Consider the following 26,300-nt stretch of genomic DNA (forward strand, 5'->3'; position numbering starts at 1 on the left):
TGATGAAGCGGTGAGGGAGACGATCGAACCGGAGGACGCGCCCGGTGATGCGCGGGACGAAGCGGCGGTGTCCAGGTTCGTCGAGCGGTTCGCGGCCGATCTTGCCGAGGCCGGTATGCAGCGCATGGCGGCGCGGGTCTTCGCGGCGCTTCTCGTCTCCGACGCCGGGGCCCTCACCTCCGCCGAGCTCGCCGAGCAGCTGCGGATCAGCCCGGCCGCGGTCTCGGGCGCGATCCGCTATCTGTCCCAGGTGGACATGGTGGTGCGCGAGCGCGAGCCGGGCTCCCGCCGCGATCGCTACCGGCTCTACAGCGAGGTCTGGTACGAGACCCTGACCCGCCGCGACCAGATCCTGGCCCGCTGGGAGAACACCATGCGGGACGGCGTGAAGGTGCTCGGCCCGAGCACCCCGGCAGGGCTGCGGATCACCGAGACCGCCGACTTCTTCGAATGGGTCCAGCAGGAGCTGCCCAAGATGCTGGAGCGCTGGCGCGCCCACCAGGCCGCGGACCGCGCCGCGGAGGCGCGCGAGGCGCGCGAGGCGGAGGCGGGCTAGCGGCCGGGACGGCGCCGCGAGCGTGGCGCCCGGGGGCGCCGGGCCCGGAGGCGGGTCGCCGGGCGATCCCGCCCGGCGCCGGATGCGGTCGCCCGCGGCCGCGCGCCAGCGGCGGTCGCGTGCGGCCCGGTACCGGTACCTGTCGCGTGCGGCCTGGTGCCGGTATCTGTCGCGTGCGGCCTGGTGCCGGTATCTGTCGCGTGCGGCCTGGTGCCGGTATCTGTCGCGTGCGGCCTGGTGCCGGTATCTGTCGCGTGCGGCCTGGTGCCGGTATCTGTCGCGTGCGGCCTGGTGCCGGTATCTGTCGCGTGCGGCCTGGTGCCGGTATCTGTCGCGTGCGGCCTGGTGCCGGTATCTGTCGCGTGCGGCCTGGCGCCGGTACCCGTCGTGTGCGGCCTGGCGCCGGTACCCGTCGCGTGCGGCCCGGTGCCGGTACCCGTCGTGTGCGGCCCGGTGCCGGTGGCCCTCGGGTCCGGCCCGCACGGGTATCGCGCCGTCCGCCCCGTGGTGGCGCGAGTGGGGCTCAAGGGCGGTGGGGCAGCATCAGAGACCACGCCTCCGCCAGGACCGTCCAGGTGCGGCTGCGCACCGGGCCCCGGATCAGCGCGTCCGCGTGATAGCGGAAGTCCGGGCCGGAGACGGTGACGGCCCGCGCCCGGGTGCGCAGCGGACCGTCCGCCGCGTGGGGATGGACGACGACCTCGGCCAGCCCGCCGCCCGGTGCGGCCGTTGACACCGAGACCCGCTCCACCGGCCGGTCCAGATCGGTCAGCAGCACCCCGTCCGCCTCGATCCGCAGCCGCTGCGGCGGCGGATGTGCCGGTCGCCGGACGCCGCCGGCCAGCCCGATCACAGGGAGCGAGAGCAGCGTCAGCGCGGTGCGGGCGGTGCGGGCCGCCGGGGTCCACCACGGCCGGTTGCCATCGCCGTCCGGGTCGTCGCCGGGCGGGCCCCCGCCGAGCCCGCCGTCCCCTCCGTCCCTGCCGTCCTCCCCGTCTTCCTCGGCCCGGCGGCGGCGGTCGCGGTCGCGGTCGCAGGGATCGCAGCGGCAGTCCCGGCCCCTCGACCCGTCGCCGAACGGCCCGGAGTCGTGCCCGTCCGGCCCGGCCGCCGCGCCGCATCCGCCGCCCGGCGTCCCGTGCGCGTCGTAAGGAGCGCGTCCGGAGGGGATCCGCAGGCCACCGAGGACCACCCCGCCGCTCTCGTCCACCAGCAGATCACGCGGGCGCGCGGTCCCGTCGAGGACCGTACGGGCCGCGGCGACCGCGTCCGTCGGCACGCCGAGCGAATGGGCCAGGGCGACCGTCGCGGAGCCGCCGACCGGGACCACCGACAGCGTCGCGTCCGCCAGCTCCCGCCGCCGGTGCAACAGCTCCACCATCCGCAGCAGGGCGCGGTCGTCGCCCACCAGCACCGGCCGTCGGGCGCCGCGGCGGGCCAGAGCCCGCTCGACTTCCTCCGGGCCGTCCGGCAGGCAGATTTTCGTCTGCGCTCCCGCACAGAGCACATCTTTCGCGATCCGCACCGACTCCCCGTCCATTCGCCGGGCGTTGGGGTCGATGACCATGAGCAGCGGGCGCCCCCGGACGGTGTCCGGCGCAGGGGGCCGGGGATCTGGAGCCGACACCTCGGTCCTTCCTCAGGTAATCTCTCGGTGCAAGAGCCCCTGTCGCTGTTGCGCCAGGGGCTTCGTCTATCCGGGGCACCGGTTCGACGGCTCTTGTGGTGGCGCACGTCACCATGCACGTTGGACATGCCCCGCCCGGAAGGGGTGTACGCCTGTGCCCGCACTTGTGCTGCTCGGTGCTCAGTGGGGTGACGAGGGCAAGGGAAAGGCCACCGACCTGCTCGGCGGCTCCGTGGATTATGTAGTGCGCTACCAGGGCGGTAACAACGCCGGCCACACCGTGGTGGTGGGCGACCAGAAGTACGCGCTGCACCTCCTCCCGTCCGGAATCCTGTCGCCCGGGTGCACCCCGGTCATCGGCAACGGTGTCGTCGTGGACCCTTCGGTCCTGCTCTCCGAGCTGAGCGGACTGGATGAGCGCGGCGTCGACACGTCCAAGCTGCTGATCAGCGGTAACGCCCATCTGATCACGCCGTATCACACGACCCTCGACAAGGTGTCGGAACGCTTCCTCGGCAAGCGGAAGATCGGCACCACCGGACGCGGCATCGGCCCGGCCTACGCGGACAAGATCAACCGTGTGGGCATCCGGGTCCAGGATCTCTTCGACGAGTCGATCCTGCGCCAGAAGGTAGAGGCGGCCCTGGACAACAAGAACCAGGTGCTGGCCAAGCTCTACAACCGCCGTGCCATCGCGGCCGACCAGGTCGTCGAGGAACTGCTGGGCTACGCGGACCCGCTCAGCGGCTATGTCGCCGACACCACCCTGCTCCTCAACAACGCCATCGACCAGGGCCAGGTCGTCCTCTTCGAGGGCGGTCAGGGCACGCTGCTCGACGTCGATCACGGCACGTATCCCTTCGTCACCTCCTCCAACCCGACCGCGGGCGGTGCCTGCACCGGCACCGGAGTGGGCCCGACGAAGATCAACCGCGTGATCGGCATCCTGAAGGCGTACACCACCCGCGTCGGCGCGGGCCCGTTCCCCACCGAGCTTCTCGACGACGACGGCGAGAAGCTGCGCACCATCGGCGGCGAGCGTGGTGTGACCACCGGGCGCGACCGGCGCTGCGGCTGGTTCGACGCGGTCATCGCGCGCTATGCGACCCGGGTCAACGGCCTGACCGACTTCTTCCTCACCAAGCTGGACGTGCTCACCGGCTGGGAGCGGATCCCGGTGTGCGTCGCCTACGAGATCGACGGCAAGCGGGTCGAGGAGCTGCCGTACAGCCAGACCGACTTCCACCACGCCAAGCCGATCTACGAGACCCTGCCGGGCTGGTCGGAGGACATCACCCGGGCCAAGACCTTCGACGAGCTGCCGAAGAACGCGCAGAAGTACGTCCAGGCGCTGGAGGAGATGTCGGGCGCCCCGATCTCGGCGATCGGCGTCGGACCGGGCCGCGACGAGACCATCCAGATCAACTCGTTCCTCTGACCCTCGACGGGAGAGCGGCCCGCGCGCCGGCGTCATCACGCCGCGGGCGGGCCGTCGGCGTCACTACGCCGCGGGCGGGCCGAACACTCCGGCGGGCTGCTGCGCGTGGCCGACGGGAGCCGTGGCCCGCCGCTCCTGCATCTTGGTGATCCGCCGCACCACCGCGATGGCCAGCAGCGCCGTCAGGATGCCGATGACGTCGTCGGCGATGCTGAGGGCGACCCTGGGCCGCTGTTCCCGGATGTTGTCGCCGACGATCTCGCTGATCCCGTTCACCGGGAACATCAGGAACATGATCACGAAGAACGTCCACCACCAGTGCAGCACCCCGCGTCCGGGACGGCCGGGCCCCGGAGGAGTGCTCGAGGTCCAGACGTCGTTGGCGATCTGCTTGGGGAGCCACAGCTGGGCGATCGGGATGAACCAGGCGCCCACGGCGTAGCCGCTGCCGAACCGCTGCCGGCCGGGGTTGAGCACCGTGGAGTTGATGTAGGCGGTCCGGAACCAGACCAGCCACAGCACGACGAGCACGAGCGCGGCGACACCCGTGCCGCTGTCCATCGCTTCGACGTCGCTCTTCTTGCTGTAGAGCATGTCGTCGGTGGCCGTGCCGGAGTCGAGCGAGAAGTACGTGTCGAGCAGCGCGATGTTCAGCACCATATCGAGCAGCGTCAGCACCAGCCAGATGCCGAACATGCTCATCAACGCGGTGGCCAGACCCCGTATCGGCTTCAGCCTGGTGCCCTGGGCGGGATAGCCCACCGGCGTCTGATAGCCGCCCTGCCAGGGCTGGGCGGGCGGAGGCACCTGGTACGCGGGCCCCCCGGCCGCATGCGCGTGAGGTGTCGCGTACGCCGACGGCGAGCCGTACGCGGCGGGGCCGGGCGGGGTAGGCGGGCCGGCCTGAGGGCGGCCGGCCTGGGGATGGCCGGCCTGGGGATGGCCGTACGCCGACGGGCCCTGCTGCGGCGCCATGGAGTCCGGCTGGGCGTTCTCCGCCTCCACCTCGAGGAGCTGCAGCGCGTCCCGTCCGAGCCGGGCGAGCAGCCCGCCCGGCAGCCAGGGCTCGCCGTCGTCGGTCACCGGCTGGGTGGCGGCGATCAGTTCGTCCACCGAGGGCCGCTTGGCCGGGTCCTTGTTCAGGCATGCGGTGACCAGCCCGCGCGCCCCCTCGGGGAGCCCCACCAGATCGGGCTCCTCCTGGGCTATTCGGTACATCAGGGCGTGGATCCCGCTGTCCACGTTGCCGAACGGCTGACGTCCGGTGGCGGCGAAGGCGAGCACCGAGCCCAGGCAGAAGACATCGCTCGCGGCGGTGACCGGCTCGCCGCGCACCTGCTCGGGCGACATGAAACCGGGCGAGCCGACGACCGCGCCGGTCATCGTCAGATTGCCGCCCGTGGTGGAGCCCACGGCGTCCAGGGCGCGCGCGATGCCGAAGTCGATGACGCGCGGACCGTCGATGGTGATGAGGATGTTGGACGGCTTGAGATCGCGGTGGACCAGCCCGGCGCCGTGGATGTCGCGCAGCGCGAGGGCCAGTCCGTTCGCCAGGATCCGCAGCGAGCGCTCGGGCAGCGCACCGAAGTCCTCGGCGACGACGCTGTGCAGGGACGGACCGCCGATGTAGCCGGTGGCCACCCAGGGCACCTCGGCGTCGGTGTCGGCGTCGAGCACGGGGGCGGTCCACTGGCCGCCGACCCGTGTGGCCGCCTCCACCTCCCGCTTGAAGCGGCCGCGGAAGTCGGGCTGTCGTGCGAGTTCGGCCTGTACGAGCTTCACCGCTACGGTGCGGCCGCGGGCGGAGCGGGCGAGATAGACCCGGCCCATTCCGCCCTCGCCGAGCTTGCCGAGCAGCCGGTACTCGCCGATCCACCGCGGGTCCTGGGCCCCGAGGTTCTCCATCGCGGTGTGGCTCCTGTCCCTGTGCCGATAGTCCCTGCGCCGATCGGCCGATCAGTCGAGGCGGGTGAACGTCTGTGTCATCGTCTCATCGCTGTAATCGTCCGGGTCGTCATACTCGACACGCAGCTTGTCATGTCCGGAAGAGGTGAACGTGAGTGACGTGCCGGGCCCACAGAGATTCTTAGGGGTACCCCCGGTGAACTTCGACGGGCTGAGGACGAGACCCTTCTCCACCGAGGCCAGGACCCGGTCCCCCTCGCAGTGGTACTTCTTACTGTCCGCGACTTCCTGGGCCACCGCGGTGCCGATCGCGCCCTGCTTGATGGTGATCTTCAGCGTGGCGTCCTGCTTCCCGAACGCGTCCTTCGCCAGCCAAGTGCCCTCGTACGAGGAGGGGATCGGCTTGCCGCCGCTCTTCGAGGGGCGCAGCGTGGCCTCGTAGGAGCCGTCCGTGGTGCTCCAGGCGAGGGTGCCGTCGTTGCCTATCCGCAGGGTCTGCTCGCCGACCGTGCTGCAACTCTCCTCGGGGATGCTGGTGGTGACCTCGTCGTCCTCGATGAGGAGCAGGCTGTCGGCCGACTTGAGCTTGGCCGAGTCCTGGCAGAACGAGTCCGAGTCGGAGGTCAGGGTCTCGGCGACGACCGCGCCGACCGGCCCCTGGGAGAGGACGATCCGGCGGATCTTGCCGGTGGACGAGCCGCTCTCCTTGATCTCGCCCTCCCAGGCGCCCAGATACTCGGTGGGCACGTCGCCTGTCGTGCCCAGCTTGGTCGAGGACGGTTCGGGCGCGCCCGAACCACCGGTGGGTGCCTTGGAGTTGGCGCCGTCGGGGCTGTTGGGCGGGGTGTGGGTCATCTTGTCGTAGTCGGTCTTGGCTCTGTCGCCCTTGCCGCCCTCGTCGTCGTTCCCCTTGACCACGGCGAGGGCGGCGACCCCGGCGATGAGCAGTGTGGCGACCGCGGCCGAGACGACGATGAGCGTCTTACGGCGCCGCTTGGGCGGCTGCGGCGAGCCGCTGCCGGGGCCGCCTGGTCCGCCTGGTGTGGCCGGTGTGCTCGGCCCGCTCGGGCCGAAGCCGGCGGAGGGCGAGGCGGCGGAGGGTGAGGCGGCGGCCGCCTGGCCTGGGGACGGGGCGGGCCCGAACGAGGTGACGGCGGGCGGCCCGAAGGCGTGCGGCGGCGTCTGCGGTTCACCGTCCGCGCCGGGCCGCGGCGGTGTGGCGTGCGGCGGGTAGCCGTACGCCGGGGCGGCGTAGGGGGAGGCGGAACCGGGCGAGTTGGGCGCGGCGGGCGCCGCTCCGGCGTGAGGCGGGGTGGGGTTTCCGGCTGCGGCCCGCGGTGGTGCGGCGCTTCCGGGGGTGCCCTGCGCGCCGCTTCCCCGCGGCGGCGCGTACGGCGCGGCGCTCTGTGGTCCGGCGCCGCCGGGCGAGTTGGGCGACGCGGCTGCGGCGTCGCCCGTTCCGGCGTGCGGTGGCGTGGGGTGTCCGGGTGCGCCCTGGCCCTCGCCTGCCTGTGGTCCGGCGGGGGAGGGCGCGCCCTTCGGCCCGCCCGGCGTCCCGGCGGTCCCGGCGCCCTGGCTGCCACCGGCCGGGGACGCGTCCGCCTGCCGTGGGTCTGGCTGCCCTGCGCCTGCCTGCGACGCGGCTGACCGTTGGCCGGGTGTTCCGGATGCGGCGGCCTGCGGGGCGTCGTGGCCCGGCGCGGCACCACCGGGCGTGCTGGGGGACGCGGCGGATCCCCCCGCCGCCCCGGCCTGCGCCGCGCCCGCCGAAGGCGTAGCGCCCTGCGGTCCGGCGGCTGCCCCGCCCGGCGTTGCGGGCCCTGCGGCGGGGTGGCCCGGGGTGTCCTGGCGCGCGGCACCCTGCCCCGGCCCGCTGTGGCCCGAACCGGCTTGCGCGCCGTCGCCCGATGGCGCGTCGGCCGACGACGAGGCGGCCTGCGGCCCGGCGGCCGGGTCCGAGCTGCCCCGGTCCCCGCCCGCCTGCGGTGCGGCGCCGTACGGCGCCGCAGGGTGCCCGCCGGGCGTCGCGGGTCCGGCGGCCTGCCCCGCGCCCGCCGAAGGAGGCGCGGACGGAGCCGGGGGGAGCGGTGCGCCCGCCTGGGGCACGGCCGACGGGAGCGGCGGTGTGGCGGGCGGCGGTGTGGCGGGTGGCGGGGGCGTGGGGGGCTCCGCCGGAGCCAGCGGGTAGGACGTGGCCGACGGCGGCGCGGAGGGCGGCGGCGGGACGGCGGGTCCCGCCGCCCCGGCCACGGGCGGCACGGCAGGCCGCGCGGGCATCCCCGGCACGGCGGGCACCCCCGGCCCCGCGGGCGTCTCCACCTCCAGGAGCTGCACCGCATGCCGTCCGAGCTGGGCGACGAGCCCGCCCGGCAGCCACGGTTCGCCGTCGTCGTCCGCACCGGCCGTACGGTCCAGCAGCTCCTCCAGCGAGGGCCGGTCGTCCGGGGCCTTCTTCAGGCAGTCGGTGACCAGCTCGCGCAGCCCCTCCGGCAGCCCCTCCAGGTCCGCCTCCTCCTGTGCGATGCGGTACATGACCGCGTGCACACCGCTGTTGGCCGTGCCGAAGGGCTGACGGCCGGTCGCCGCGTAGGCGAGCACCGAGCCGAGGCAGAAGACATCGCTGGCCGGGGTGACCCGCTCGCCGCGCACCTGCTCGGGCGACATGAAACCGGGTGACCCGACGACGGCGCCGCTGCGGGTGAGGATGCCGTCGGTGACGGTCTCCAGCGCCCGCGCGATGCCGAAGTCGATGACGCGCGGACCGTCGATGGTGACCAGGACGTTGGAGGGTTTGAGGTCGCGGTGGACCAGACCGGCGTCGTGGATGTCGCGCAGGGCCTGTGTGAGGCCGTGGGCGAGGATGCGGACGGTCCGCTCGGGCAGGCGGCCCGACTCGGAGACGATCGCGTGCAGGGAGGGACCGGCGATATAGCCGGTGGCGACCCATGGGGTGGCGGCCTCGGTGTCGGCGTCCAGCACCGGCGCGGTCCACGCGCCCCCGACCCGCTGCGCGGCCCGCACCTCCTGTTTGAACCGCCTCCGGAATTCGGCCTGTTGGGCGAGCTCGGTCTGGACGAGCTTCACCGCCACCGTACGGCCGCGCGAAGAATGAGCCAGGAACACCCGGCCCATGCCACCGGCGCCAAGGCGCCGGAGCAGCCGGTACTCACCGATCCATCGAGGGTCCTCGGCCCCCAGGTCTTCCATGCGTCGATCGCCCCTTCCCCGTGAATCCCCCTGATCAGCCCCTTGGAGAGAATAAAGGCGGCTGAGAGCGAAGTGGACGACGCGGACGATCCGTTATCGGTTCCGTATCCGTCCTGTGTCACTCCCGGGCCGGAGAGCGAAATCCGGACGCCGCTCCCCGATCACCGACGGTGACGACAAGAGCGCCGAGGCCCGGCAAGGTGTCGGCGGACGGCCCGAAACCCTGACAGCCTGTCGGTGCCCGGCCCGGGGATACGGTCCGTACGCTGGTTCCACCCCGACCCGCGAGCGATGCGAGGTACCGAACGTGTCCGTGCAGCCCAGCCCCGACCTCGCGGCCGGCGCCGCCGTCAAGGCCGCCGACCGTGCGCATGTGTTCCACTCCTGGTCCGCGCAGGGCCTGATCGACCCCCTCGCTGTCGCGGGCGCCGAAGGCTCGTACTTCTGGGACTACGACGGCAACCGCTACCTCGACTTCTCCTGCCAGCTGGTGAACACCAACATCGGCCACCAGCACCCCAAGGTCGTCGCCGCGATCCAGGAGCAGGCCGCGAAGCTGTGCACCATCGCCCCGGGCTTCGCCGTGGACGTACGGTCCGAGGCGGCGCGGCTGGTCGCCGAGCGCACCCCCGGTGACCTCGACAAGATCTTCTTCACCAACGGCGGCGCCGAGGCGGTGGAGAACGCGGTCCGGATGGCCCGGCTGCACACCGGCCGCCCCAAGCTGCTCTCCGCCTACCGCTCGTACCACGGGGCCACCGCCACCGCGATCAACCTCACCGGCGATCCCCGCCGCTGGGCCTCCGACAGCGCCTCGGCGGGTGTGGTGCACTTCTGGGCGCCGTTCCTCTACCGCTCGCCCTTCCACTCCGACAGCGAGGCGCAGGAGTGCGAGCGCGCGCTGCGCCACCTCGAGGACACCATCGCCTTCGAGGGCCCGCAGACCATCGCCGCGATCATCCTGGAGACCATCCCCGGCACTGCCGGGATCATGGTCCCGCCGCCCGGCTATCTGGCCGGCGTCCGCGAGATCTGCGACCGCTACGGCATCGTCTTCATCCTGGACGAGGTCATGGCGGGCTTCGGCCGCACCGGCCACTGGTTCGCGGCGGACCACTTCGGCGTCACCCCGGACCTGCTGACCTTCGCCAAGGGCGTCAACTCCGGCTATGTGCCGCTCGGTGGCGTCGCGATCTCCGCCGAGATCGCCGCGACCTTCGACCAGCGCCCCTACCCGGGTGGTCTCACCTACTCCGGCCACCCGCTGGCCTGCGCCTCGGCCGTCGCGACGATCAACGCGATGGCGGAGGAGGGCATCGTGGAGAACGCCGCCGCGATCGGGGAGAACGTGATCGGCCCGGGGCTGCGGGAGATCGCCGACCGTCACCCCTCGGTCGGCGAGGTGCGCGGCCTCGGCGTCTTCTGGGCGCTGGACCTGGTCAAGGACAAGGAGACCCGCGAACCGCTCGTCCCGTACAACGCGAGCGGACCGGCCAACCAGCCGATGGCCGACTTCGCCGCGGCCTGCAAGCGCGGCGGTCTGTGGCCCTTCGTGAACATGAACCGCACCCATGTGGTGCCGCCGTGCACCGTCACCGAGGCCGAGGCCAAGGAGGGGCTCGCCATCCTGGACGAGGCGCTGGGCGCGGCCGACGCGCATACGGCGTAGTCGCACCGGGGCTCTGCCCGTTTGCCCTCCGGTCGCCGCCCGAGCGCTGCCCGGTGTAGACCACTGCCGCACTCTGCGTGTTCCGCGCAACGGCCCTCGCATATCGTGATGCGAGGGCCGTCCGCTTTCTTGATCCGACGGCCGTGGAAGGAGACGGTCCTCGATGCCCGTGCCCGGCGCCAGCCCGGTCAAGCGGAACACCCTGCGGCAGCAGATCGCCGACGCGCTCTGCGACGAGGTGCTCGCGGGCCGGCTCCCTGCGGGGCGCCAGTTCACCGTCAAGGAGATCGCCCAGCAGTACGGCGTCTCCGCGACCCCCGTCCGGGAGGCACTGCTGGACCTGTGCTCCCAAGGGCTGCTCGATGTCGAGGAGCACCGGGGCTTCAAGGTCCACGACTTCACCATCGACGACTTCCGGCACATGGCCGACGCCCGCACGATGGTGGTCGAGGGCGTCTTCCGCCACTACGTCGAGCAGACGCTGAACACCATGACCCCGCAGGCGCTGGCCTCGGTAAGGCGGCGGGCCGAGGAGGCCGAGCGGGCCGCCCGCTCCGGTGACCTGGACATCCTCATCGGCTATGACCTGCGCTTCTGGCGCGAGATCTGCGGGCTGGTCGGCAATCCGTATGTGTCGGACTTTCTGCAGCGGCTGCGCGTGCAGACCTGGGTCTTCACGGTGCCCTATCTGCGGCGCGTCCCCGATCTGCGCGGTCAGCTGTGGACGGGGCACTCCGAGCTCACCGCGGCGGTCACCCGTGGGGACCCGCATGACTCGGAGCGGTTGATAGGGGCGTACAACGCGCATTTCCGTGCGCTGATCGAGCGGTTGGTGGAGCGGGAGGAGTCGCGCGCGCGGAACCGGACGTCGGAGGTCAACTCCCCCTGATCTCCTCCTGAACTCTTCTCGGACGCCGCCCGGCCCCCAGCGGTTCCCCCTGGACGGTCAGTGAACCGGAGGCCGGGGACGCCGGAGCGGTGGCAGGTGAAACGGCCCGCCAGGGTTGGCCTCCGGCACTCTTCGCGAGGCGTACGCGGGGCATTACGCTGGGCTGACCATCGACCGTACGGATACGAGAGTGAGATCGCGTGGCATGTGACCTCTGGCTGGTCCCCCTCGTCGATGTGCTGTGCCACAGCCCCGACAACCCCTTCGCCGAAGAGATCGCCGCGTACGACAAGGCCCTCAGTGATGCCGGTTTGCCGCCCGTGCCTGTCTTCAGCTATATGCCGGGACTGTCCGGGGATGTCGCCCCGGTGGCCGGTTTCGACTACGACGCGCTGCACTTTCTCCGCCGTGCCTATCTGCTGCAACTGTGCGGACTCGCGGTGACGCCCGTGGACGAACTGGGCGGGGATTACGAACAGTTGCTGGAGATGTTCGAGCCCACGGCCCAGCAGTCGCATCTGGTGTGGCACTACGACCACGCGGGGGCGTATGTCCCCGTCGACTTCCAGAGCCCGCTGTCCAACGACGAACTCCTCGAGGGCGGCGGCCCGTTGGGATCCAGCCACGGCCTGCTGCGCGAGCTGGAGGCGGTCGCCCCGGCGCTCGGCATCGACCCGTCCAACCCTCCGGCCGCCCCCGCGCCCCCGGCTCGCCCCACGAGCCTGGAGGAGCCGGCGGCTTCGGTCCCGTACGAGGACAGCCCCTTCGCACGGGAGCGCCATGTCTGGCTGGGTCTGCACGCGGCGGCGACGCGCAGCCTGGGCCAGGGCTCGATGATCGTCTTCAGCTGACCGTTCCTTCGGCCGACCGTTCCTTCGACCGACCGTTCCATTGGCTGACCGCTCCGACACGCGTTGCGGTCCGGCCGTCAGCGGGGCGGCTCGGGAGGACGCTGCCGCGGCATATTGGGCCGGGCGGGGCCCGGCGGCAGCGGAAAGCGGCTCGTGGGGCTCCCGCTGTCCGGACGGGAGCCCTGGGCCATCAGCGCCTGCGTGACCAGTGGCGCCGAACCGGACCCGAAGTCCACCATCCAGCCCGCCGTCTCGGCCCGTACCAGCTCCGACACGTCCTCGCAGAACCGCCGCAGCACCGAAAGACACCGCTCCACGGCCTCGCTCGCGGTGCCCTCGGTCGGGCCCAGCACCTCCCGCACACTCTCCGACGCCCAGTCGAACTGCAGCGCCTCCAGCCGCCGGTGCACCGCCTGCGCCGTGGCCACGTCCCGCATCCAGCCGGACGTCAGCCCGAAGAACCGGTCGCCGCCGACGCAGGCGGCCGCCAGCAGCAGCGCCAGCGCGCCCCAGCCCGCGCCGCCGTCCAGCGCCCCGTTCAGATCGAGCAGCGGCAGCACGCCCGCCACGACCACCGCCACGGCGGCGCCCACCCGCAGCACCCGGGCGGTCCGCCGCTTCCACACCCGTTCGGCGAGGTACCACCCCGCGACCTCCAGGGCGCCCTCCTCGACCCACCGGTACAACTCGTCGAGCCGGTCCGCCGGCTCCCCCCAGTCGCCGTGCGGGAAGGGCCGACCGAGCAGGTCACCCTGGGCTCTCGCACCCTCCGGCCGAGGGAGCCCCTCGGGCTGCATCTCCGGCTGACTCACCGTGCAACTCCCTCTGCGGCGGCGTTTCTCCTGGCGCGCGGCTGATGCGCGACCACCATTCCTACCGCCGAACGGCTGGCCACGAAGACCCGATCACGGGTTTTCCGCCCGTAAGAGCTGCCCCATCGGGTATAGGACCGCCCACTCCTCACCCAAAAGAGTGGCCCGCGCACCGGATCCGGGACTGGTCGGCCCGGCCGGGGCCGCGCCCATGCGCCGAAGGCGCGAGACGGAGCCGGCGGCCCCCAGGGCCGCGGTTCCGGCGCCGCGGCTCCGGCGCGGACAGGGTGGCAACCCCCACCGCACAGCGGCCCGCACCCGAGGCAATAGGCTGCATACCGTGAAGGTCCTCGTCATCGGCGGCGGCGCCCGCGAACATGCCCTGTGCCGCGCTCTCTCCCTCGACCCCGACGTCACCGCACTGCACTGCGCCCCCGGCAACGCCGGCATCGCCGAGGTGGCCGAGCTGCACGCGGTCGACGCGCTCGACGGCGCCGCCGTCGCCGACCTCGCCGCCTCCCTGGGGGTGGGCCTCGTGGTCGTGGGGCCGGAGGCCCCGCTCGTGGCGGGGGTGGCCGACGCCGTGCGCGAGCGCGGGATCCCGGCCTTCGGGCCGTCCGCCGAGGCGGCGCAGCTGGAGGGCTCCAAGGCGTTCGCCAAGGACGTGATGGCGGCGGCGGGAGTGCCCACCGCCCGCGCCTATGTGTGCACCACGCCCGCCGAGATCGACGAGGCGCTGGACGCGTTCGGCGCGCCGTACGTCGTCAAGGACGACGGCCTGGCCGCGGGCAAGGGCGTCGTGGTGACCGAGGACGTCGAGGCCGCCCGAGCGCACGCGCTGGCCTGCGGCCGGGTGGTGATCGAGGAGTTCCTGGACGGCCCGGAGGTCTCCCTCTTCGCGATCACCGACGGCGAGACCGTGGTCCCGCTCCAGCCCGCCCAGGACTTCAAGCGCGCCCACGACGGCGACGAGGGCCCGAACACGGGCGGCATGGGCGCGTACTCCCCGCTGCCCTGGGCCGACCCCGAGCTGGTGGACGAGGTCGTGGCCACGATCTGCCAGCCCACCGTCGATGAGCTGCGCCGCCGCGGCACGCCCTTCTCCGGGCTGCTGTACGCGGGCCTGGCGATCACCTCGCGCGGGGTGCGGGTGATCGAGTTCAACGCCCGCTTCGGCGACCCGGAGACCCAGGTGGTCCTGGCCCGGCTGAAGACCCCGCTGGCCGCGGTGCTGCTCGCCGCCGCCACCGGCCGTCTGGAGGCCGAGCCGCCGCTGCGCTGGAGCGACGGCGCCGCCGTGACCGTGGTCGTCGCCTCGCACAACTATCCGGACACCCCCCGCACCGGCGACCCGATTACCGGGCTGGACGCGGTGGCCGAGCAGGACGGCCCCAAGGCGTACGTCCTGCACGCGGGCACCAAGCGGGACGGCGCGTCCGGTGAGGTGGTGAGCGCGGGGGGCAGGGTGCTCTCCATCACCGCGACCGGCTCCGACCTGGCGAAGGCGCGCGAGCGGGCGTACCGCGCGGTGGGCCGGATCGGGCTGGAGGGCTCGCACCACCGCTCCGACATCGCCGCGAAGGCGGCAGCCGACGCGGCCTCGTAAGGACAGGCTGCGAGTCAGGCTGTAAGAAGAGTCTCAAGCGGTGTCCCGGGCGGGCCCGTGAACGGCCCCGAACGCCGCTTCCGCCTGTTCACACGGGGCCAGGCGTCGCCATCGCGAAGTTCCCGGTTTTACCCAAGGCCATTCCATCGGGTGAGCGCTTCCGCATCCTGCTGACGCACGCCCGGCCCCCAACTAGTGTGCCGCTCAGGCGAGGTGCGGCAACTGGCCCACTGGCATTGCGGAGTGGGCGGCCAGTGCGACAGTGGGTGGGAGAAAACAACGCCGCCGTCGTCCGCTGTTCAAACATCGGCCGGACAGTAGGGGGTGATGAGAACCGTGGCAGGTACCGAAGCAGGTGCCCTGGCGGCGCGCGCTCGCGCCCTCGCGGTACTGCGCATCCGGAGCACGGCGCTCGCGGTCGCACTCCTCCCGGCCGCGGCCGCCGTCGTGCTGCTGGCCGCAAGCGCCACCGGCAGCGTCGGAGGTTCCCAGGACCAGGGCTGGACGGCCCTGCGCTGGGTGGTGACCGGTGGCGCTCTGCTGGTCCTGCTGCTGGCGGCGGCCGTGGCCGCCGTGGTCGTCCGGGCCAGGCCCGCGCTCACCCCGACGGTGCCCATCGCCGAGGAGACGGCGCCCGATCTCTATCGACTGGTGCGCGACCTGGCCGAGCGCCTGGAGGTGCCCGCGCCCTCGGCCATAGCGCTCACCCCCGACTGCGACAGCTGGCTGGAGGACCGTACGCATCCGGCGCATGCCCAGCGCCGGGAGCATAGGGACCGCGGCGCCCTGGCGGTCGAGGAGCCCCGCTCCGCACGGGGCGCCCCCGCGCCCGCGAGCGGCGCGGACCGGATCGTGGACCGCCCCGAGCGGCGCGTCCCGCAGGCGCCGGTGCTGGTGATCGGCTCACCGTTCCTGTGGTGGATGCGGGTCGCCGAGCTGCGCGCCCTGCTGGCCCCGGTGGTGGCGGGCACCGGCCCGTCCGTCCATCCCGACATAGCCTCCGCCCGCCGCTTCGTGCGCGGGCTGGACGCCGCCGTGGCCGTCGCGGCCCAGGGCGGCGAGCCGTCGTCCGGCCCCGCGCCCGCCCTGGTGGCGGTGGTGCGCCGCCCCGCCTTCGCCTTCGTCGGCTGGGTCGCCCGGCTGCTGCTGCGCGGCTGCCGGGACCATGCGGCCGAGATGGAGCGCGCGGTCGCCGCCGCCGCCTCCGAGCGGGCCCAGTCGGTCGACTACGGGCTGCGGATCGTCGCCCAGGAGCAGGTGGGCCTCGCCTACGCGGGCTGGGACCGGCTGCTGACCCGGGTCGCGCTGCCCGCCTGGCGGATGGGCCGCTGGCCCTCCCGGCTGGACGCGGGCGTGGTCTCGGCGCTCACCGAGCTCTCCCGGCGCGACCGGCTCGCCGAGGGGTTCACCTCCCGGCTGAGCGAGCGCCCGGCCTGTGACCTGCTGGAGGAGCCCGGGGTGATAGACGAGGCCACCTCGCTGCTGGCCGCCCGCCTCTTCCACGGCGGCCCGCCGGAGCCGGGCCCCGACTGGTCCCCGGTCGACTGGGGCGCGTATCCGGAAGAGGTCGTGGACCGCAAATGGCGGCAGGAGGCCGCCCGGCTGAACCGGCTCCTGGACGAGCGGGAGGACACCCACGACCTCGTCGGCGCCGCTCGCGCACCGGCCCCCGTGAGCGCGCCCGCGCCGCCCACCCTGGCCCGGGTCATGGACCGGCTCACCGCCACCGCGGCCGACCCCGCCGACGCCCCCGACGGCGGCACCCCCGGGCTCGCCGCCCGGCTCAGCGTCGAGGTGGCCCGTGAGGAGGCCGCCGCCACCCGGGCGTACGGCCAGGGTCCCGCGGCGGGGGCGGAGGGGGCCGCCGGCGACCCGTGGATCGACGACTTCGCCCCGGCGTTCCCGCTGCAGCCGCCGCGCACCGGCCGCGAGCTGCTCGCCGACCATGTGACCGCCATGGTGTGCTGCGCCGCCGTGGACACCGCGGGCGCGGCCCCCGGCCTCGACTGGCTCGACGGGCCCGCGCTGCTCGTCGGCGGGCGGCGGCGGGCCGATCTGGCCCATCCCGTGCTCAGCCTGGTGGAGGACGGGGACGACGGGCCGCTGCGCGCCTGGCTCGGCGAGGTGGGAGTCCGTCCGGAAAAGCCCGTCCGGCTGGTGTAGGCGCGCATACCGCGCCGGATCCGGTCCTCTGTCCAGCCTTGTCGCGCGTTCGGCGTCTGTTCCGGCAAATTGGCGACTATCGGTGACGGAGTGGGTGCGTAATGTGATGTGCTTGGACCGGTCGCTGTCCGCCCGGCCCACGAGTTCCGGCCTACCGGCCCGGACCGCCAGACCGGCTCCGCAGCCCGGCCCACAAGGCCGGATCCGCTGCGGTGCGGTGTGCGAGGACAGCGAGGCGAGGCGCCGCCGGGCACGCAGGGGAGGGGAACGATGGTGGGGACGGACCAGATCAGGCGCTGGGAGTCAGGAGCGCTCGCGCACGCGGTGACGGATCCTTTCGGCCAGGGACCGCTGCCCTGGCTGCGCGACAGTGAGAACTACTTCGACGACACCGGTCGGGTGGTCCCGTGGTACGTCGATCATGTCCAGCAGCCCGGGGCCATCGACCGGGCGGCCGGGCGGGTCCGTGCGAAGGGCCCTGCCAGGATCCCCGGCCCCCGCACCGCAGACGATGTCCACCGGCAGATCAAGGGCTTCCCCTCCGCCTCCGCGGCGGCCCCCGGCGAGGCCATCGACTTCCGGATCACGGTGGATCCGCCCCAGCAGTTCAGCGTGGACATCTACCGCATCGGCTACTACGAGGGCGCCGGCGCGCTGAAGATCACCACCAGCCCCCGGCTGTCCGGGATCGTCCAGCCGCCCCCGCTCACCGCCGACCGCACCGTCTCCTGCCACCACTGGTGGCTGTCCTGGCGGCTGCAGATCCCCTCGTACTGGAAGCCCGGCGCCTATGTCGCGGTGCTGACCACCGTGGACGGCTACCGGAGCCACATCCCGTTCACCGTCCGCGATCCCCGCCCCGCCGATCTCCTTCTCGTCCTCCCGGACCTCACCTGGCAGGCGTACAACCTCTACCCGGAGGACGGCCGGACCGGCGCCAGCCTCTACCACGCCTGGGACGAGCGGGGAAAACTGCTGGGCGAGTCCGAGGCGGCGATCACCGTCTCCTTCGACCGGCCGTACGCGGGCGCGGGGCTGCCCCTCCATGTGGGCCACGCATACGACTTCATCCGCTGGGCCGAGCGCTACGGCTACGACCTGGCCTACGCCGAGATGAGCGATCTGCACGCGGGCAGGGTCGACCCCACCCGCTACCGGGGGCTGGTCTTCCCCGGCCACGACGAGTACTGGTCGGCGCCGATGCGCCGCACCGTGGAATCGGCCCGCGACAGCGGCACCTCGCTGGTCTTCCTCTCCGCCAACACCATGTACTGGCAGGTCGAGCTCACCGCCTCGCCCTCCGGTCCGGACCGGCTGCTGACCTGCCGCAAGCGCCGCGGCCCCGGCCGCTCGGCGCTGTGGCGGGAGACCGCGCCCGAACAGCAGCTGATCGGCATCCAGTACGCGGGCCGGGTGCCCGAGCCGAGCCCGCTGATCGTGCGCAACGCCGGCCACTGGCTGTGGGAGGCCACGGGCGCGGAGGAGGGCGATGAGCTACCCGGCCTGGTCGCGGGCGAGGCCGACCGCTACTTCCCGCGCACGGTCCTGCCCGAGCACCTCCGCCGCATCCTGCTGGCCCATTCGCCGTACGAGGACACGGAGGGGGTGGTCCGCCACCAGGAGACTTCGCTCTACCGCGCCCCGAGCGGCGCTCTGGTGTTCGCGTCGGGGACGTTCGCGTGGTCGCCCGCGCTGGATCGTCCGGGGCATACGGATGAGCGGATTCAGCGGGCGACGGCGAATCTGCTGGACCGGATCTGCAAGCGGGGATGACCGGACACCGGCTTACCGCGGCTTCAGGGACGGCGCCGTCCGTACGCCGAAACGATGCCTCAGCGCCGACAGGGCCGCCAGATACCCGCACATGCCGTGCACCCCCGGCCCCGGCGGAGTCGCCGACGAGCACAGGAAGAGCCCGGGGAACGGGGTGCGGTACGGATCGAGGCGGGGCACCGGCCGGGCGAGGCTCTGCCAGAGCGTCATGGCGCCCGAGCCGATGTCCCCGCCCACATCGTTGGGGTCGTACGCCTCCAGGTCCCGCCCGGACAGGCCGCGCGCCGCGAGCACGGTGTCGCCGAAGCCGGGGGCGTAGGTCTCGATCCGGGAGCGGATCAGCGCGACCGGGTCGGTGTCGTCGCCGTTCGGCACATGGGCGTAGGCCCACACCGGGCGCCTGCCGGGCCGGGCGCGCCCGGGGTCGGTGACGGCCGGGTCGACGAGCAGGACGAACGGCTCCCGGCTGCGCACCCCGCGCGCCGTCAGGGTCTCCTCCCGGGCCAGCTCGGCGTGGCCGCCGCCCAGGTGCACGGTCCCGGCGCGGCCCACGGCGGGGTCGGCCCACGGGATCGGCTCGCTGACCAGGAAGTCGGCCTTGGCGGCGGCCGGGCCGTAGCGGAACCGCCGCAGCGCCCGGACATAGCGGTCGGGAAGCCGACGCCCGGCGATGTCCAGCAGCCCCGGCACACCGGTGTCGAGCAGCACCGCACGAGCGCCGCCGGCCAGCTCGCCGAGGTCGCCGATCGGGCGCCCGATGTGGAAGGTGCCGCCATGCGCGGTGATGTCGTCCGCCATGGCCTCGGCGATCCGGGCGCTTCCGCCGCGCGGCAGCGGCCAGCCGGGGCCATGTGCCAGATGCCCGAGGAGGGCGGCCACCGCGCCCCCGGCCAGGCTGGGCAGTTCGCCCACGGCATGGGCGGCGACCCCGGTGAGCAGGGCGGGCGCCGCCTCACCGGTGAAACGGGCGGCGCCGAGCCGGGTGCCGTGGACGAGGATCCGCGAGGCCAGCAGCAGCGGTGCCACCGGATCGCGGGGGAGGGCACGCTGTCCGGAGAGGACGAAGTCGACCACGCCCTCGCTGTGCCGCAGCAGCGGCGCCATCAGCCGCCGCCAGCGCTCCCCGTCCGGGCCGAGCCCGGCGCAGGTGGCCGCCAGATCGCGGTGGGCGAGCGCGGCGCGGCCGCCGTCCAGCGGCTGGGCGTAGGAGACCTCGGGCGTCAGCAGCTCCACCCCGCGCGCGGCCAGGTCGAACGCGCGGAAGAAGCGCGAGACGGGCGCCATGGGGTGGACCGCCGAGCAGATGTCATGGGCGATGTCCGCGTCGAAGAGCGGCTGGCTGCGCAGTCCGCCGCCGATGGTGTCGGCGGCCTCGTACACCTCCACCCGCAGCCCGGCGCGGGCCAGGGTGACGGCGGCCGCGAGCCCGTTGGGGCCGCTGCCCACGATCACCGCGTCGGCCATGCCACACCTCCCATCCGGCCCCCTCCAGGCCCCTCCGGAGCCCTCCTTCGCGCGTCCCGCCGAACGAGTTCCTCCTGCGCGGTGTTCGAACCGGCCGGAAGCGGAACCCGGACCGCCGGGCCCCCGCCCCGCCGCCGGTCACGGCCGCTTCGTGCGGCAGAATCAAAGAGGGCTGGGACAAATGGACAAAAACACCAGGAGGAAGCGTGTCCGGATTCGTCGAGAAGCCCGAACCCGTCGAGGTTCCGGGCCTTCAGCACCTGCACACCGGCAAGGTGCGCGACCTCTACCGGAACGAGCGCGGTGAGCTCGTCATGGTCGCCAGCGACCGGATCTCCGCCTACGACTGGGTCCTGCCGACCGAGATTCCCGAGAAGGGCAAGATCCTCACCCAGCTCTCCCTCTGGTGGTTCGATCTGCTCGCCGACCTCGTCCCCCACCACGTCCTGTCCAGCGAGCTGCCCCCCGGCGCCCCCGCCGACTGGGAGGGCCGCACCCTGGTCTGCCGGTCGCTGCGGATGGTCCCGGTCGAATGCGTGGCACGTGGTCATCTGACCGGCTCCGGCCTGGCCGAGTACCGCGAGACCCGTACGGTGTGCGGAATCGCCCTCCCCGAGGGGCTGACCGACGGCTCCGAGCTGCCCTCCCCGATCTTCACCCCGGCCACCAAGGCCGAGGTCGGCGAGCACGATGAGAACGTGGCGTACGAGGAGGTGGCCCACCGCATCGGCGCCGAGCCCGCCGCCCAGCTGCGCCAGGCCACCCTCGCCATCTTCAACCGGGCCCGGGAGATCGCCCGAGACCGCGGGATCATCCTCGCCGACACCAAGTTCGAGTTCGGCTACGCGGAGGCGACCCTGGGCGCGGAGGGCGCCGAGCCGGTGCTCGCCGACGAGGTGCTGACCCCGGACTCCTCCCGCTTCTGGCCCGCCGACCAGTGGCAGCCCGGCCGCCCGCAGCCGTCCTTCGACAAGCAGTACGTCCGCGACTGGCTGACCTCCCCGGCCTCCGGCTGGGACCGCGCCAGTGAGCAGCCGCCGCCCCCGCTCCCGGCGGAGGTCGTCGAGCGGACGCGGGCGAAGTACGCGGAGGCCTACGAGCTGCTGACCGGCACCGGCTGGAAGTAGGCCGCAGAACGACCAAGGGTCCCGGCCGATCGGCCGGGACCCTTGATGCATGGAGCGGACGACGAGGCTCGAACTCGCGACCTCAACCTTGGCAAGGTTGCGCTCTACCAACTGAGCTACGTCCGCCTGCGCCGGACTTTTCCGGTTCGACGCGCCTCTACTATAACCAAACCCTCGACCGGGGAACTACCACCCGGGTGTCGAGGCCGCTCCGGGCGGCCGCGCCAAGCGGCCTCGGGAGCGCTCGGGAGCCGCTCAGAGCCAGCCGTGCTCCTGGGCGATCCGCGCCGCCGCGTGCCGGTTCTCCGCCCCCAGCTTCGCCGCCGCGGCCGACAGATAGTTCCGGACCGTCCCCTGGGAGAGCGCCGCGCGCTGGGCGATCTCCGCGATGGAGGCGCCGTCCGCCGCCAGCTCCAGCAGCTCCGCCTCCCGCGCGGTCAGCGGGGAGTCCCCGGCGCTGATCGCGTCGGCGGCCAGACCGGGGTCGACATAGCGGGACCCGCCGTGCACCGTGCGGATGATCTCCGCCAGCCGCTGCGCTGAGGTGGTCTTCGGTACGAAGGCGCGGACCCCCGCCTCCAGGGCCCGCTTGAGGTGACCCGGCCGGCCGTGGCTGGTCACGATCATCGTCCGGCAGCCGGGCAGCTCCGACCGGAGCGCCGCGGCCACCGAGACCCCGTCCGCCTCCGGCATCTGGAGGTCCAGCACCGCCACATCGGGCCGGTGCGCCCGTGCCATCGCCAGCGCCTCGGGGCCGGACGCCGCCTCCGCGACCACCAGCAGATCGTCCTCGAGCGCCAGCAGGGCGGCCAGTGCGCCCCGGATCAGATGCTCGTCGTCGGCCAGCAGCACCCGGATCGCCGCGGTGTCGTTCACACGCCCCTCCCAGCGGGACCTTCGCGCGGCGGGACCACCCGGACCCGGCACGCCGTCACTTTCCCTCGGCGGCACTGCCGTTCGCTCCCGCCCCGGCCCCCGCCAGGGATTCCGGGGCTGAAAACGCCTGAGGCGCCGGTCGATTCGACCGGCGCCTCAGATCTGGAGCGGACGACGAGATTCGAACTCGCGACCCTCACCTTGGCAAGGTGATGCTCTACCAACTGAGCCACGTCCGCATGCCTCCGACCGGCTTTCACCGATCGGCGCGTGCATCACTCTACCTGATCCTCTTCGCAAGAGGGCGATAGACGATGAGAGCGGGTGACAGGGATCGCACACTGCGCCTCCCCCTTGGAAAGGGGGCGCTCTACTACTGAGCTACACCCGCATGGTGTCTTCCTCGGGGTCTCGGCCTTTCGGCCTCGCCCCTCGGCGTGCTCCAGACTTTAGCGGATCACCCGGGGTGGTGCGCAACTCGGCTGAACGGGTCAGTCAGGCCGACTCGTTGAAGGCTTCGTAGACCTTCTTGGGGATCCGGCCGCGCGGAGGCACCTCCATGCCGTGCGACCTGGCCCAGGCGCGCACCGCGGCCGGGTCCGGGGCGACATCGGTGCGGCGGTACGTCTTGCCCGAGCGGGCCCGCTTACGGCCGGCCTCCACGTACGGCGCGAGCGCGTCGCGCAGTTTCGACGCATTGGCAGAGTTGAGGTCGATCTCGTACAACTTGCCGTCGAGTCCGAACGTGACCGTCTCTTCCGCTTGGCCGCCCTCGAGGTCGTCGGAGAGCGTGACTACTACGCGCTGCGCCACGGATATCGGTCCTTTCGGGCTGCATCGATGCGTTGACGTGCAAAGATGTCAGCTGTCCAGTTGTGTCCAACAATGCTTTTTCATTTGTACAGCGACTGGCATTGCATTGTGAACCCCGGTAATTCCATCCGCGTGTCACGCCGCGATCGGGACCATACGTTTTCCCCGACCTTTCCCCGCCAGTCGCCACCGACGATGCTTAAACGTGACCGAACCCTTGCATATCTACTCGCGTAGAATTTTCGCCGGGGTAGGCTTGGGCCACCGCCTTACGCACCAGCACCACACCACCGGGAGTGCCAGTGGCACGCGTCGTAGTCGACGTCATGCTCAAGCCGGAGATCCTCGACCCCCAGGGCCAGGCGGTGCAGCGAGCACTGCCCCGCCTCGGTTTCGAGGGGATCGCCGATGTCCGTCAGGGCAAGCGCTTTGAACTCGAGGTGGAGGGCCCGGTCGACGATGCCGCCCTCGCCCGTATCCATGAGATCGCCGAGACCTTCCTGGCGAACACCGTGATCGAGGACTTTTCCGTGAAGGTCGAGGTCGGCGAAGGTGCCGACACCAGCGCCGTGAAGGCCGGATCGTGACCGCACGCATCGGAGTCATCACTTTCCCCGGCACGCTCGATGACCGCGACACCCAGCGCGCGGTGCGCACCGCCGGCCTCGAAGCCGTACCGCTGTGGCACCGCGACAAGGACCTCAAGCAGGTCGACGCGGTGATCCTGCCGGGCGGCTTCTCCTATGGCGACTATCTGCGGGCCGGAGCGATCTCCCGGTTCTCTCCGGTAATGGAGCCGGTGATCGACCAGGCGAAGGCCGGTATGCCGGTGCTTGGCATCTGCAATGGCTTCCAGGTTCTCACCGAGACCCATCTCCTCCCCGGTGCGATGCTGCGGAACAACCATCTGCACTTCATCTGCCGTGATCAGAAGTTGCGAGTGGAAAACGCGGAGACCGCCTGGACGCGCTCATACGAGCAGGGTCAGGAGATCAACATCCCGCTGAAGAACATCGACGGACGCTATGTCGCCGATGAGCGCGTCCTCGATGAACTCGAGGCCGAGGGACGCGTCGTCTTCCGCTATGAGGAGCTCAACCCCAACGGCTCGCTCCGCGACATCGCCGGAATCTCCAATGCGGCGGGCAATGTCGTCGGCCTCATGCCCCACCCCGAGCACGCCGTCGAACCGCTGATCGGCACCGGTCGCACCGACGGTCTCGGCTTCTTCACCTCGATCCTCAAGAGGCTGGTCAGCGCATGACCCTGGACACCACCAAGCACGCGGCGCAGACCCCGGACGACGGGCAGCCCTGGGCCGAGCTCGGTCTGAAGCAGGACGAGTACGAGCGCATCCGCGCCATCCTGGGCCGCCGCCCCACCGGCGCCGAGCTCGCGATGTACTCCGTCATGTGGTCCGAGCACTGCTCGTACAAGTCGAGCAAGGTCCATCTGCGGCAGTTCGGTGAGAAGGCCCCCGAGAGCGACGCCCTGCTCGTCGGCATCGGCGAGAACGCGGGTGTGGTCGACGTCGGCCAGGGCTACGCGGTCACCTTCAAGGTCGAGTCGCACAACCACCCCTCGTACATCGAGCCCTACCAGGGCGCGGCCACCGGCGTCGGCGGCATCGTCCGCGACATCCTCGCCATGGGCGCCCGCCCGGTGGCCGTGATGGACCCGCTGCGCTTCGGCGCCGCCGACCACCCCGACACCAAGCGGGTGCTGCCCGGTGTGGTCGCGGGCATCGGCGGCTACGGCAACTGCCTGGGCCTGCCCAATATCGGCGGCGAGGTCGTCTTCGACCCCTGCTACCAGGGCAACCCGCTGGTCAACGCGCTCTGCGTGGGCGTGATGAAGCATGAGGACATCCACCTCGCCAAGGCGTCCGGCGCCGGCAACAAGGTGATCCTCTACGGCGCCCGCACCGGCGGCGACGGCATCGGCGGCGTCTCCGTGCTGGCCTCGGAGACCTTCGACGACTCGAAGCCCACCAAGCGTCCCGCCGTCCAGGTCGGCGACCCCTTCCAGGAGAAGCTGCTCATCGAGTGCACCCTGGAGGTCTTCAAGGAGGACCTGGTCGAGGGCATTCAGGACCTCGGCGGCGCGGGCCTGTCCTGCGCCACCAGCGAGCTCGCCAGCGCCGGCTCCGGCGGGATGCGGGTCGAGCTGGACACCGTGCCGCTGCGCGACTCCTCGCTCTCCCCCGAGGAGATCCTGATGAGCGAGTCGCAGGAGCGCATGTGCGCGATCGTGAAGCCCGAGAAGGTCGACCGCTTCCTGGAGATCTGCGAGAAGTGGGACGTCATCGCCACCGTCATCGGTGAGGTCACCGACGGCGAGCGGCTGGAGATCTTCTGGCACGGCGAGCAGATCGTGGACGTGCCGCCGCGCACCGTCGCCCATGAGGGCCCGGTCTACGAGCGACCCTTCGTCCGCCCCGAGTGGCAGGACGCGCTCCAGGCCGACGACGCGGGCAAGCTGCCGCGCCCGGCCACCGCCGAAGAGCTGCGCGAGCAGGTCCTCAAGGTGGTCGCGTCGCCGAACCAGGCGTCCAAGTCCTGGATCACCGATCAGTACGACCGCTTCGTCCAGGGCAATACGGTCCTCGCCCAGCCCGAGGACTCCGGCATGGTCCGCGTGGACGAGGAAACGGGCCTGGGCGTGGCCGTCGCCACGGACGGCAACGGCCGCTACGCCAAGCTGGACCCGTACGCGGGGGCGCAGCTCGCGCTCGCCGAGTCGTACCGCAATGTGGCCGCGTCCGGCGCCACGCCGCTCGCCATCTCCAACTGCCTCAACTTCGGCTCGCCGGAGGACCCCGCGGTCATGTGGCAGTTCGCCGAGGCCACCCGCGGTCTCGCCGACGGCTGCCTGACCCTGGGCACCCCGGTCACCGGCGGCAATGTGTCGCTCTACAACCAGACCGGCGAGGTGGCCATCCACCCGACGCCGGTCGTCGCCGTCCTCGGCGTGATCGACGATGTGGCCCGCCGCACCCCGATCGCCTTCGCGGAGGAGGGCCAGCTCCTCTATCTGCTGGGCGACACGGAGGCGGAGCTGGGCGGCTCGGCCTGGTCCCAGGTGATCCACGACCACCTGGGCGGACTGCCGCCGAAGGTGGACCTGGAGCGGGAGCGGCTGCTCGCCGAGATCCTGATCTCGGCCTCCCGCGACGGCATGGTGGACGCGGCCCACGACCTGTCCGACGGCGGTCTGATCCAGGCGCTCACCGAGTCGTGTCTGCGCGGCGGCAAGGGCGCCCGGATCGTCGTTCCCGACGGTCTGGACCCGTTCGTCCTGCTGTTCTCCGAGTCCGCGGGCCGGGCGGTCGTCGCCGTACCGCGCAGCGAGGAGGTCCGCTTCAAGGACATGTGCGGGGCGCGGGGGCTTCCGGCGGCCCGTATCGGTGTGATCGACGGCGACGCGATCGACGTCCAGGGGCAGTTCTCCATCCCGCTGGCCGAGCTGAGGGAGCCGTACGAGGCGACGATCCCGGGCCTGCTGGCCTGAGGAACCGCGCCCTT

The 26,300-nt window shown here is 72.4% G+C and carries 18 protein-coding genes, 3 tRNA genes and 1 pseudogene; 12 read left to right on the top strand and 10 right to left on the bottom strand.

Features of this window, described 5'->3' with window-relative positions:
• Window positions 1–10 precede the first annotated feature (10 nt).
• Window positions 11–556 (top strand): MarR family transcriptional regulator, encoded by a 546-nt coding sequence (locus tag AS97_RS24825; RefSeq protein ID WP_059146523.1) that lies wholly within the window; start codon window positions 11–13, stop codon window positions 554–556.
• A gap of 523 nt (window positions 557–1,079) precedes the next feature.
• Here the strand turns inward: AS97_RS24825 and AS97_RS24830 are convergent.
• Window positions 1,080–2,123, bottom strand: coding sequence for a hypothetical protein (locus tag AS97_RS24830; protein ID WP_125758563.1), 1,044 nt, complete (start codon window positions 2,121–2,123; stop codon window positions 1,080–1,082).
• Window positions 2,124–2,337: 214 nt separating this feature from the next.
• Here AS97_RS24830 and AS97_RS24835 point away from each other — a divergent pair, with 214 nt between their 5' ends.
• Window positions 2,338–3,621 carry an adenylosuccinate synthase gene (locus AS97_RS24835; protein WP_059146525.1) on the top strand — a complete coding sequence of 428 codons (1,284 nt, stop codon included), beginning with the start codon at window positions 2,338–2,340 and terminating at the stop codon, window positions 3,619–3,621.
• Between the two features lie 63 nt (window positions 3,622–3,684).
• On the opposite strand, the gene AS97_RS24840 is transcribed toward AS97_RS24835, so the two are convergent.
• Complete coding sequence (locus AS97_RS24840; protein WP_086711459.1) at window positions 3,685–5,526, bottom strand: DUF4328 domain-containing protein; 1,842 nt, start codon at window positions 5,524–5,526, stop codon at window positions 3,685–3,687.
• A gap of 2,307 nt (window positions 5,527–7,833) precedes the next feature.
• Window positions 7,834–8,733: pseudogene (locus AS97_RS47615) on the bottom strand (serine/threonine-protein kinase); the annotation flags it as partial.
• A 307-nt stretch (window positions 8,734–9,040) separates the two neighbouring features.
• On the opposite strand from AS97_RS47615, the gene AS97_RS24850 reads away from it, so the two are divergent.
• From AS97_RS24850 to AS97_RS24860, 3 genes are all read left to right on the top strand, one after another.
• A complete protein-coding gene (locus AS97_RS24850) occupies window positions 9,041–10,402 on the top strand; it encodes an aspartate aminotransferase family protein (protein ID WP_059146527.1) in 1,362 nt (453 codons plus the stop codon).
• Between the two features lie 163 nt (window positions 10,403–10,565).
• Complete coding sequence (locus AS97_RS24855; protein WP_059146528.1) at window positions 10,566–11,291, top strand: GntR family transcriptional regulator; 726 nt, start codon at window positions 10,566–10,568, stop codon at window positions 11,289–11,291.
• A 200-nt stretch (window positions 11,292–11,491) separates the two neighbouring features.
• On the top strand, window positions 11,492–12,142 hold the full coding sequence (locus AS97_RS24860) for a hypothetical protein (protein ID WP_014053817.1): 651 nt from the start codon (window positions 11,492–11,494) through the stop codon (window positions 12,140–12,142).
• A 77-nt stretch (window positions 12,143–12,219) separates the two neighbouring features.
• Here the strand turns inward: AS97_RS24860 and AS97_RS24865 are convergent, their stop codons facing one another.
• On the bottom strand, window positions 12,220–12,954 hold the full coding sequence (locus AS97_RS24865; RefSeq protein WP_059146529.1) for an SLATT domain-containing protein: 735 nt from the start codon (window positions 12,952–12,954) through the stop codon (window positions 12,220–12,222).
• A gap of 340 nt (window positions 12,955–13,294) precedes the next feature.
• Between AS97_RS24865 and purD the strand changes: the two genes are divergently transcribed.
• From purD to AS97_RS24880, 3 genes are all read left to right on the top strand, one after another.
• Window positions 13,295–14,560 carry a phosphoribosylamine--glycine ligase gene (purD, locus tag AS97_RS24870; protein ID WP_059146530.1) on the top strand — a complete coding sequence of 422 codons (1,266 nt, stop codon included), beginning with the start codon at window positions 13,295–13,297 and terminating at the stop codon, window positions 14,558–14,560.
• Between the two features lie 327 nt (window positions 14,561–14,887).
• Window positions 14,888–16,723 carry a hypothetical protein gene (locus tag AS97_RS24875; RefSeq protein ID WP_059146531.1) on the top strand — a complete coding sequence of 612 codons (1,836 nt, stop codon included), beginning with the start codon at window positions 14,888–14,890 and terminating at the stop codon, window positions 16,721–16,723.
• Between the two features lie 273 nt (window positions 16,724–16,996).
• Window positions 16,997–18,496, top strand: coding sequence for a N,N-dimethylformamidase beta subunit family domain-containing protein (locus AS97_RS24880; protein WP_210567277.1), 1,500 nt, complete (start codon window positions 16,997–16,999; stop codon window positions 18,494–18,496).
• A gap of 12 nt (window positions 18,497–18,508) precedes the next feature.
• Here the strand turns inward: AS97_RS24880 and AS97_RS24885 are convergent, their stop codons facing one another.
• The gene (locus AS97_RS24885) at window positions 18,509–19,960 is read right to left on the bottom strand and encodes an NAD(P)/FAD-dependent oxidoreductase (protein ID WP_210565686.1); all 1,452 of its coding nucleotides are present in this window, start codon (window positions 19,958–19,960) and stop codon (window positions 18,509–18,511) included.
• Between the two features lie 206 nt (window positions 19,961–20,166).
• On the opposite strand from AS97_RS24885, the gene AS97_RS24890 reads away from it, so the two are divergent.
• Window positions 20,167–21,087 carry a phosphoribosylaminoimidazolesuccinocarboxamide synthase gene (locus AS97_RS24890; RefSeq protein ID WP_059146534.1) on the top strand — a complete coding sequence of 307 codons (921 nt, stop codon included), beginning with the start codon at window positions 20,167–20,169 and terminating at the stop codon, window positions 21,085–21,087.
• A gap of 50 nt (window positions 21,088–21,137) precedes the next feature.
• On the opposite strand, the gene AS97_RS24895 is transcribed toward AS97_RS24890, so the two are convergent.
• From AS97_RS24895 to AS97_RS24915, 5 genes are all read right to left on the bottom strand, one after another.
• Window positions 21,138–21,213: transfer RNA gene (locus AS97_RS24895), tRNA-Gly, on the bottom strand.
• A gap of 129 nt (window positions 21,214–21,342) precedes the next feature.
• Window positions 21,343–21,963, bottom strand: coding sequence for a response regulator transcription factor (locus tag AS97_RS24900; protein ID WP_059146535.1), 621 nt, complete (start codon window positions 21,961–21,963; stop codon window positions 21,343–21,345).
• Window positions 21,964–22,126: 163 nt separating this feature from the next.
• Window positions 22,127–22,202, bottom strand: a tRNA-Gly gene (locus AS97_RS24905).
• A gap of 80 nt (window positions 22,203–22,282) precedes the next feature.
• A tRNA-Gly gene (locus tag AS97_RS24910) sits at window positions 22,283–22,354 on the bottom strand.
• Between the two features lie 104 nt (window positions 22,355–22,458).
• On the bottom strand, window positions 22,459–22,776 hold the full coding sequence (locus AS97_RS24915; protein WP_059146536.1) for an Lsr2 family protein: 318 nt from the start codon (window positions 22,774–22,776) through the stop codon (window positions 22,459–22,461).
• A 302-nt stretch (window positions 22,777–23,078) separates the two neighbouring features.
• Here AS97_RS24915 and purS point away from each other — a divergent pair, with 302 nt between their 5' ends.
• From purS to purL, 3 genes are read left to right on the top strand one after another with little or no spacing between them, the layout of a single operon-like run.
• Entirely contained in the window at window positions 23,079–23,363 is a 285-nt protein-coding gene (gene purS, locus AS97_RS24920; protein ID WP_059146537.1) for a phosphoribosylformylglycinamidine synthase subunit PurS, read from the top strand.
• The gene (gene purQ / locus AS97_RS24925; RefSeq protein WP_059146538.1) at window positions 23,360–24,040 is read left to right on the top strand and encodes a phosphoribosylformylglycinamidine synthase subunit PurQ; all 681 of its coding nucleotides are present in this window, start codon (window positions 23,360–23,362) and stop codon (window positions 24,038–24,040) included. The genes purS and purQ overlap by 4 nt, the downstream gene beginning before the upstream one ends.
• Complete coding sequence (gene purL / locus AS97_RS24930) at window positions 24,037–26,286, top strand: phosphoribosylformylglycinamidine synthase subunit PurL (protein ID WP_210565687.1); 2,250 nt, start codon at window positions 24,037–24,039, stop codon at window positions 26,284–26,286. Before purQ ends, purL begins: the two co-directional genes overlap by 4 nt.
• The last annotated feature ends 14 nt before the right edge of the window (window positions 26,287–26,300 follow it).

This window comes from Streptomyces sp. AgN23 (assembly GCF_001598115.1).
GTDB classification, from domain to species: domain Bacteria; phylum Actinomycetota; class Actinomycetes; order Streptomycetales; family Streptomycetaceae; genus Streptomyces; species Streptomyces antimycoticus.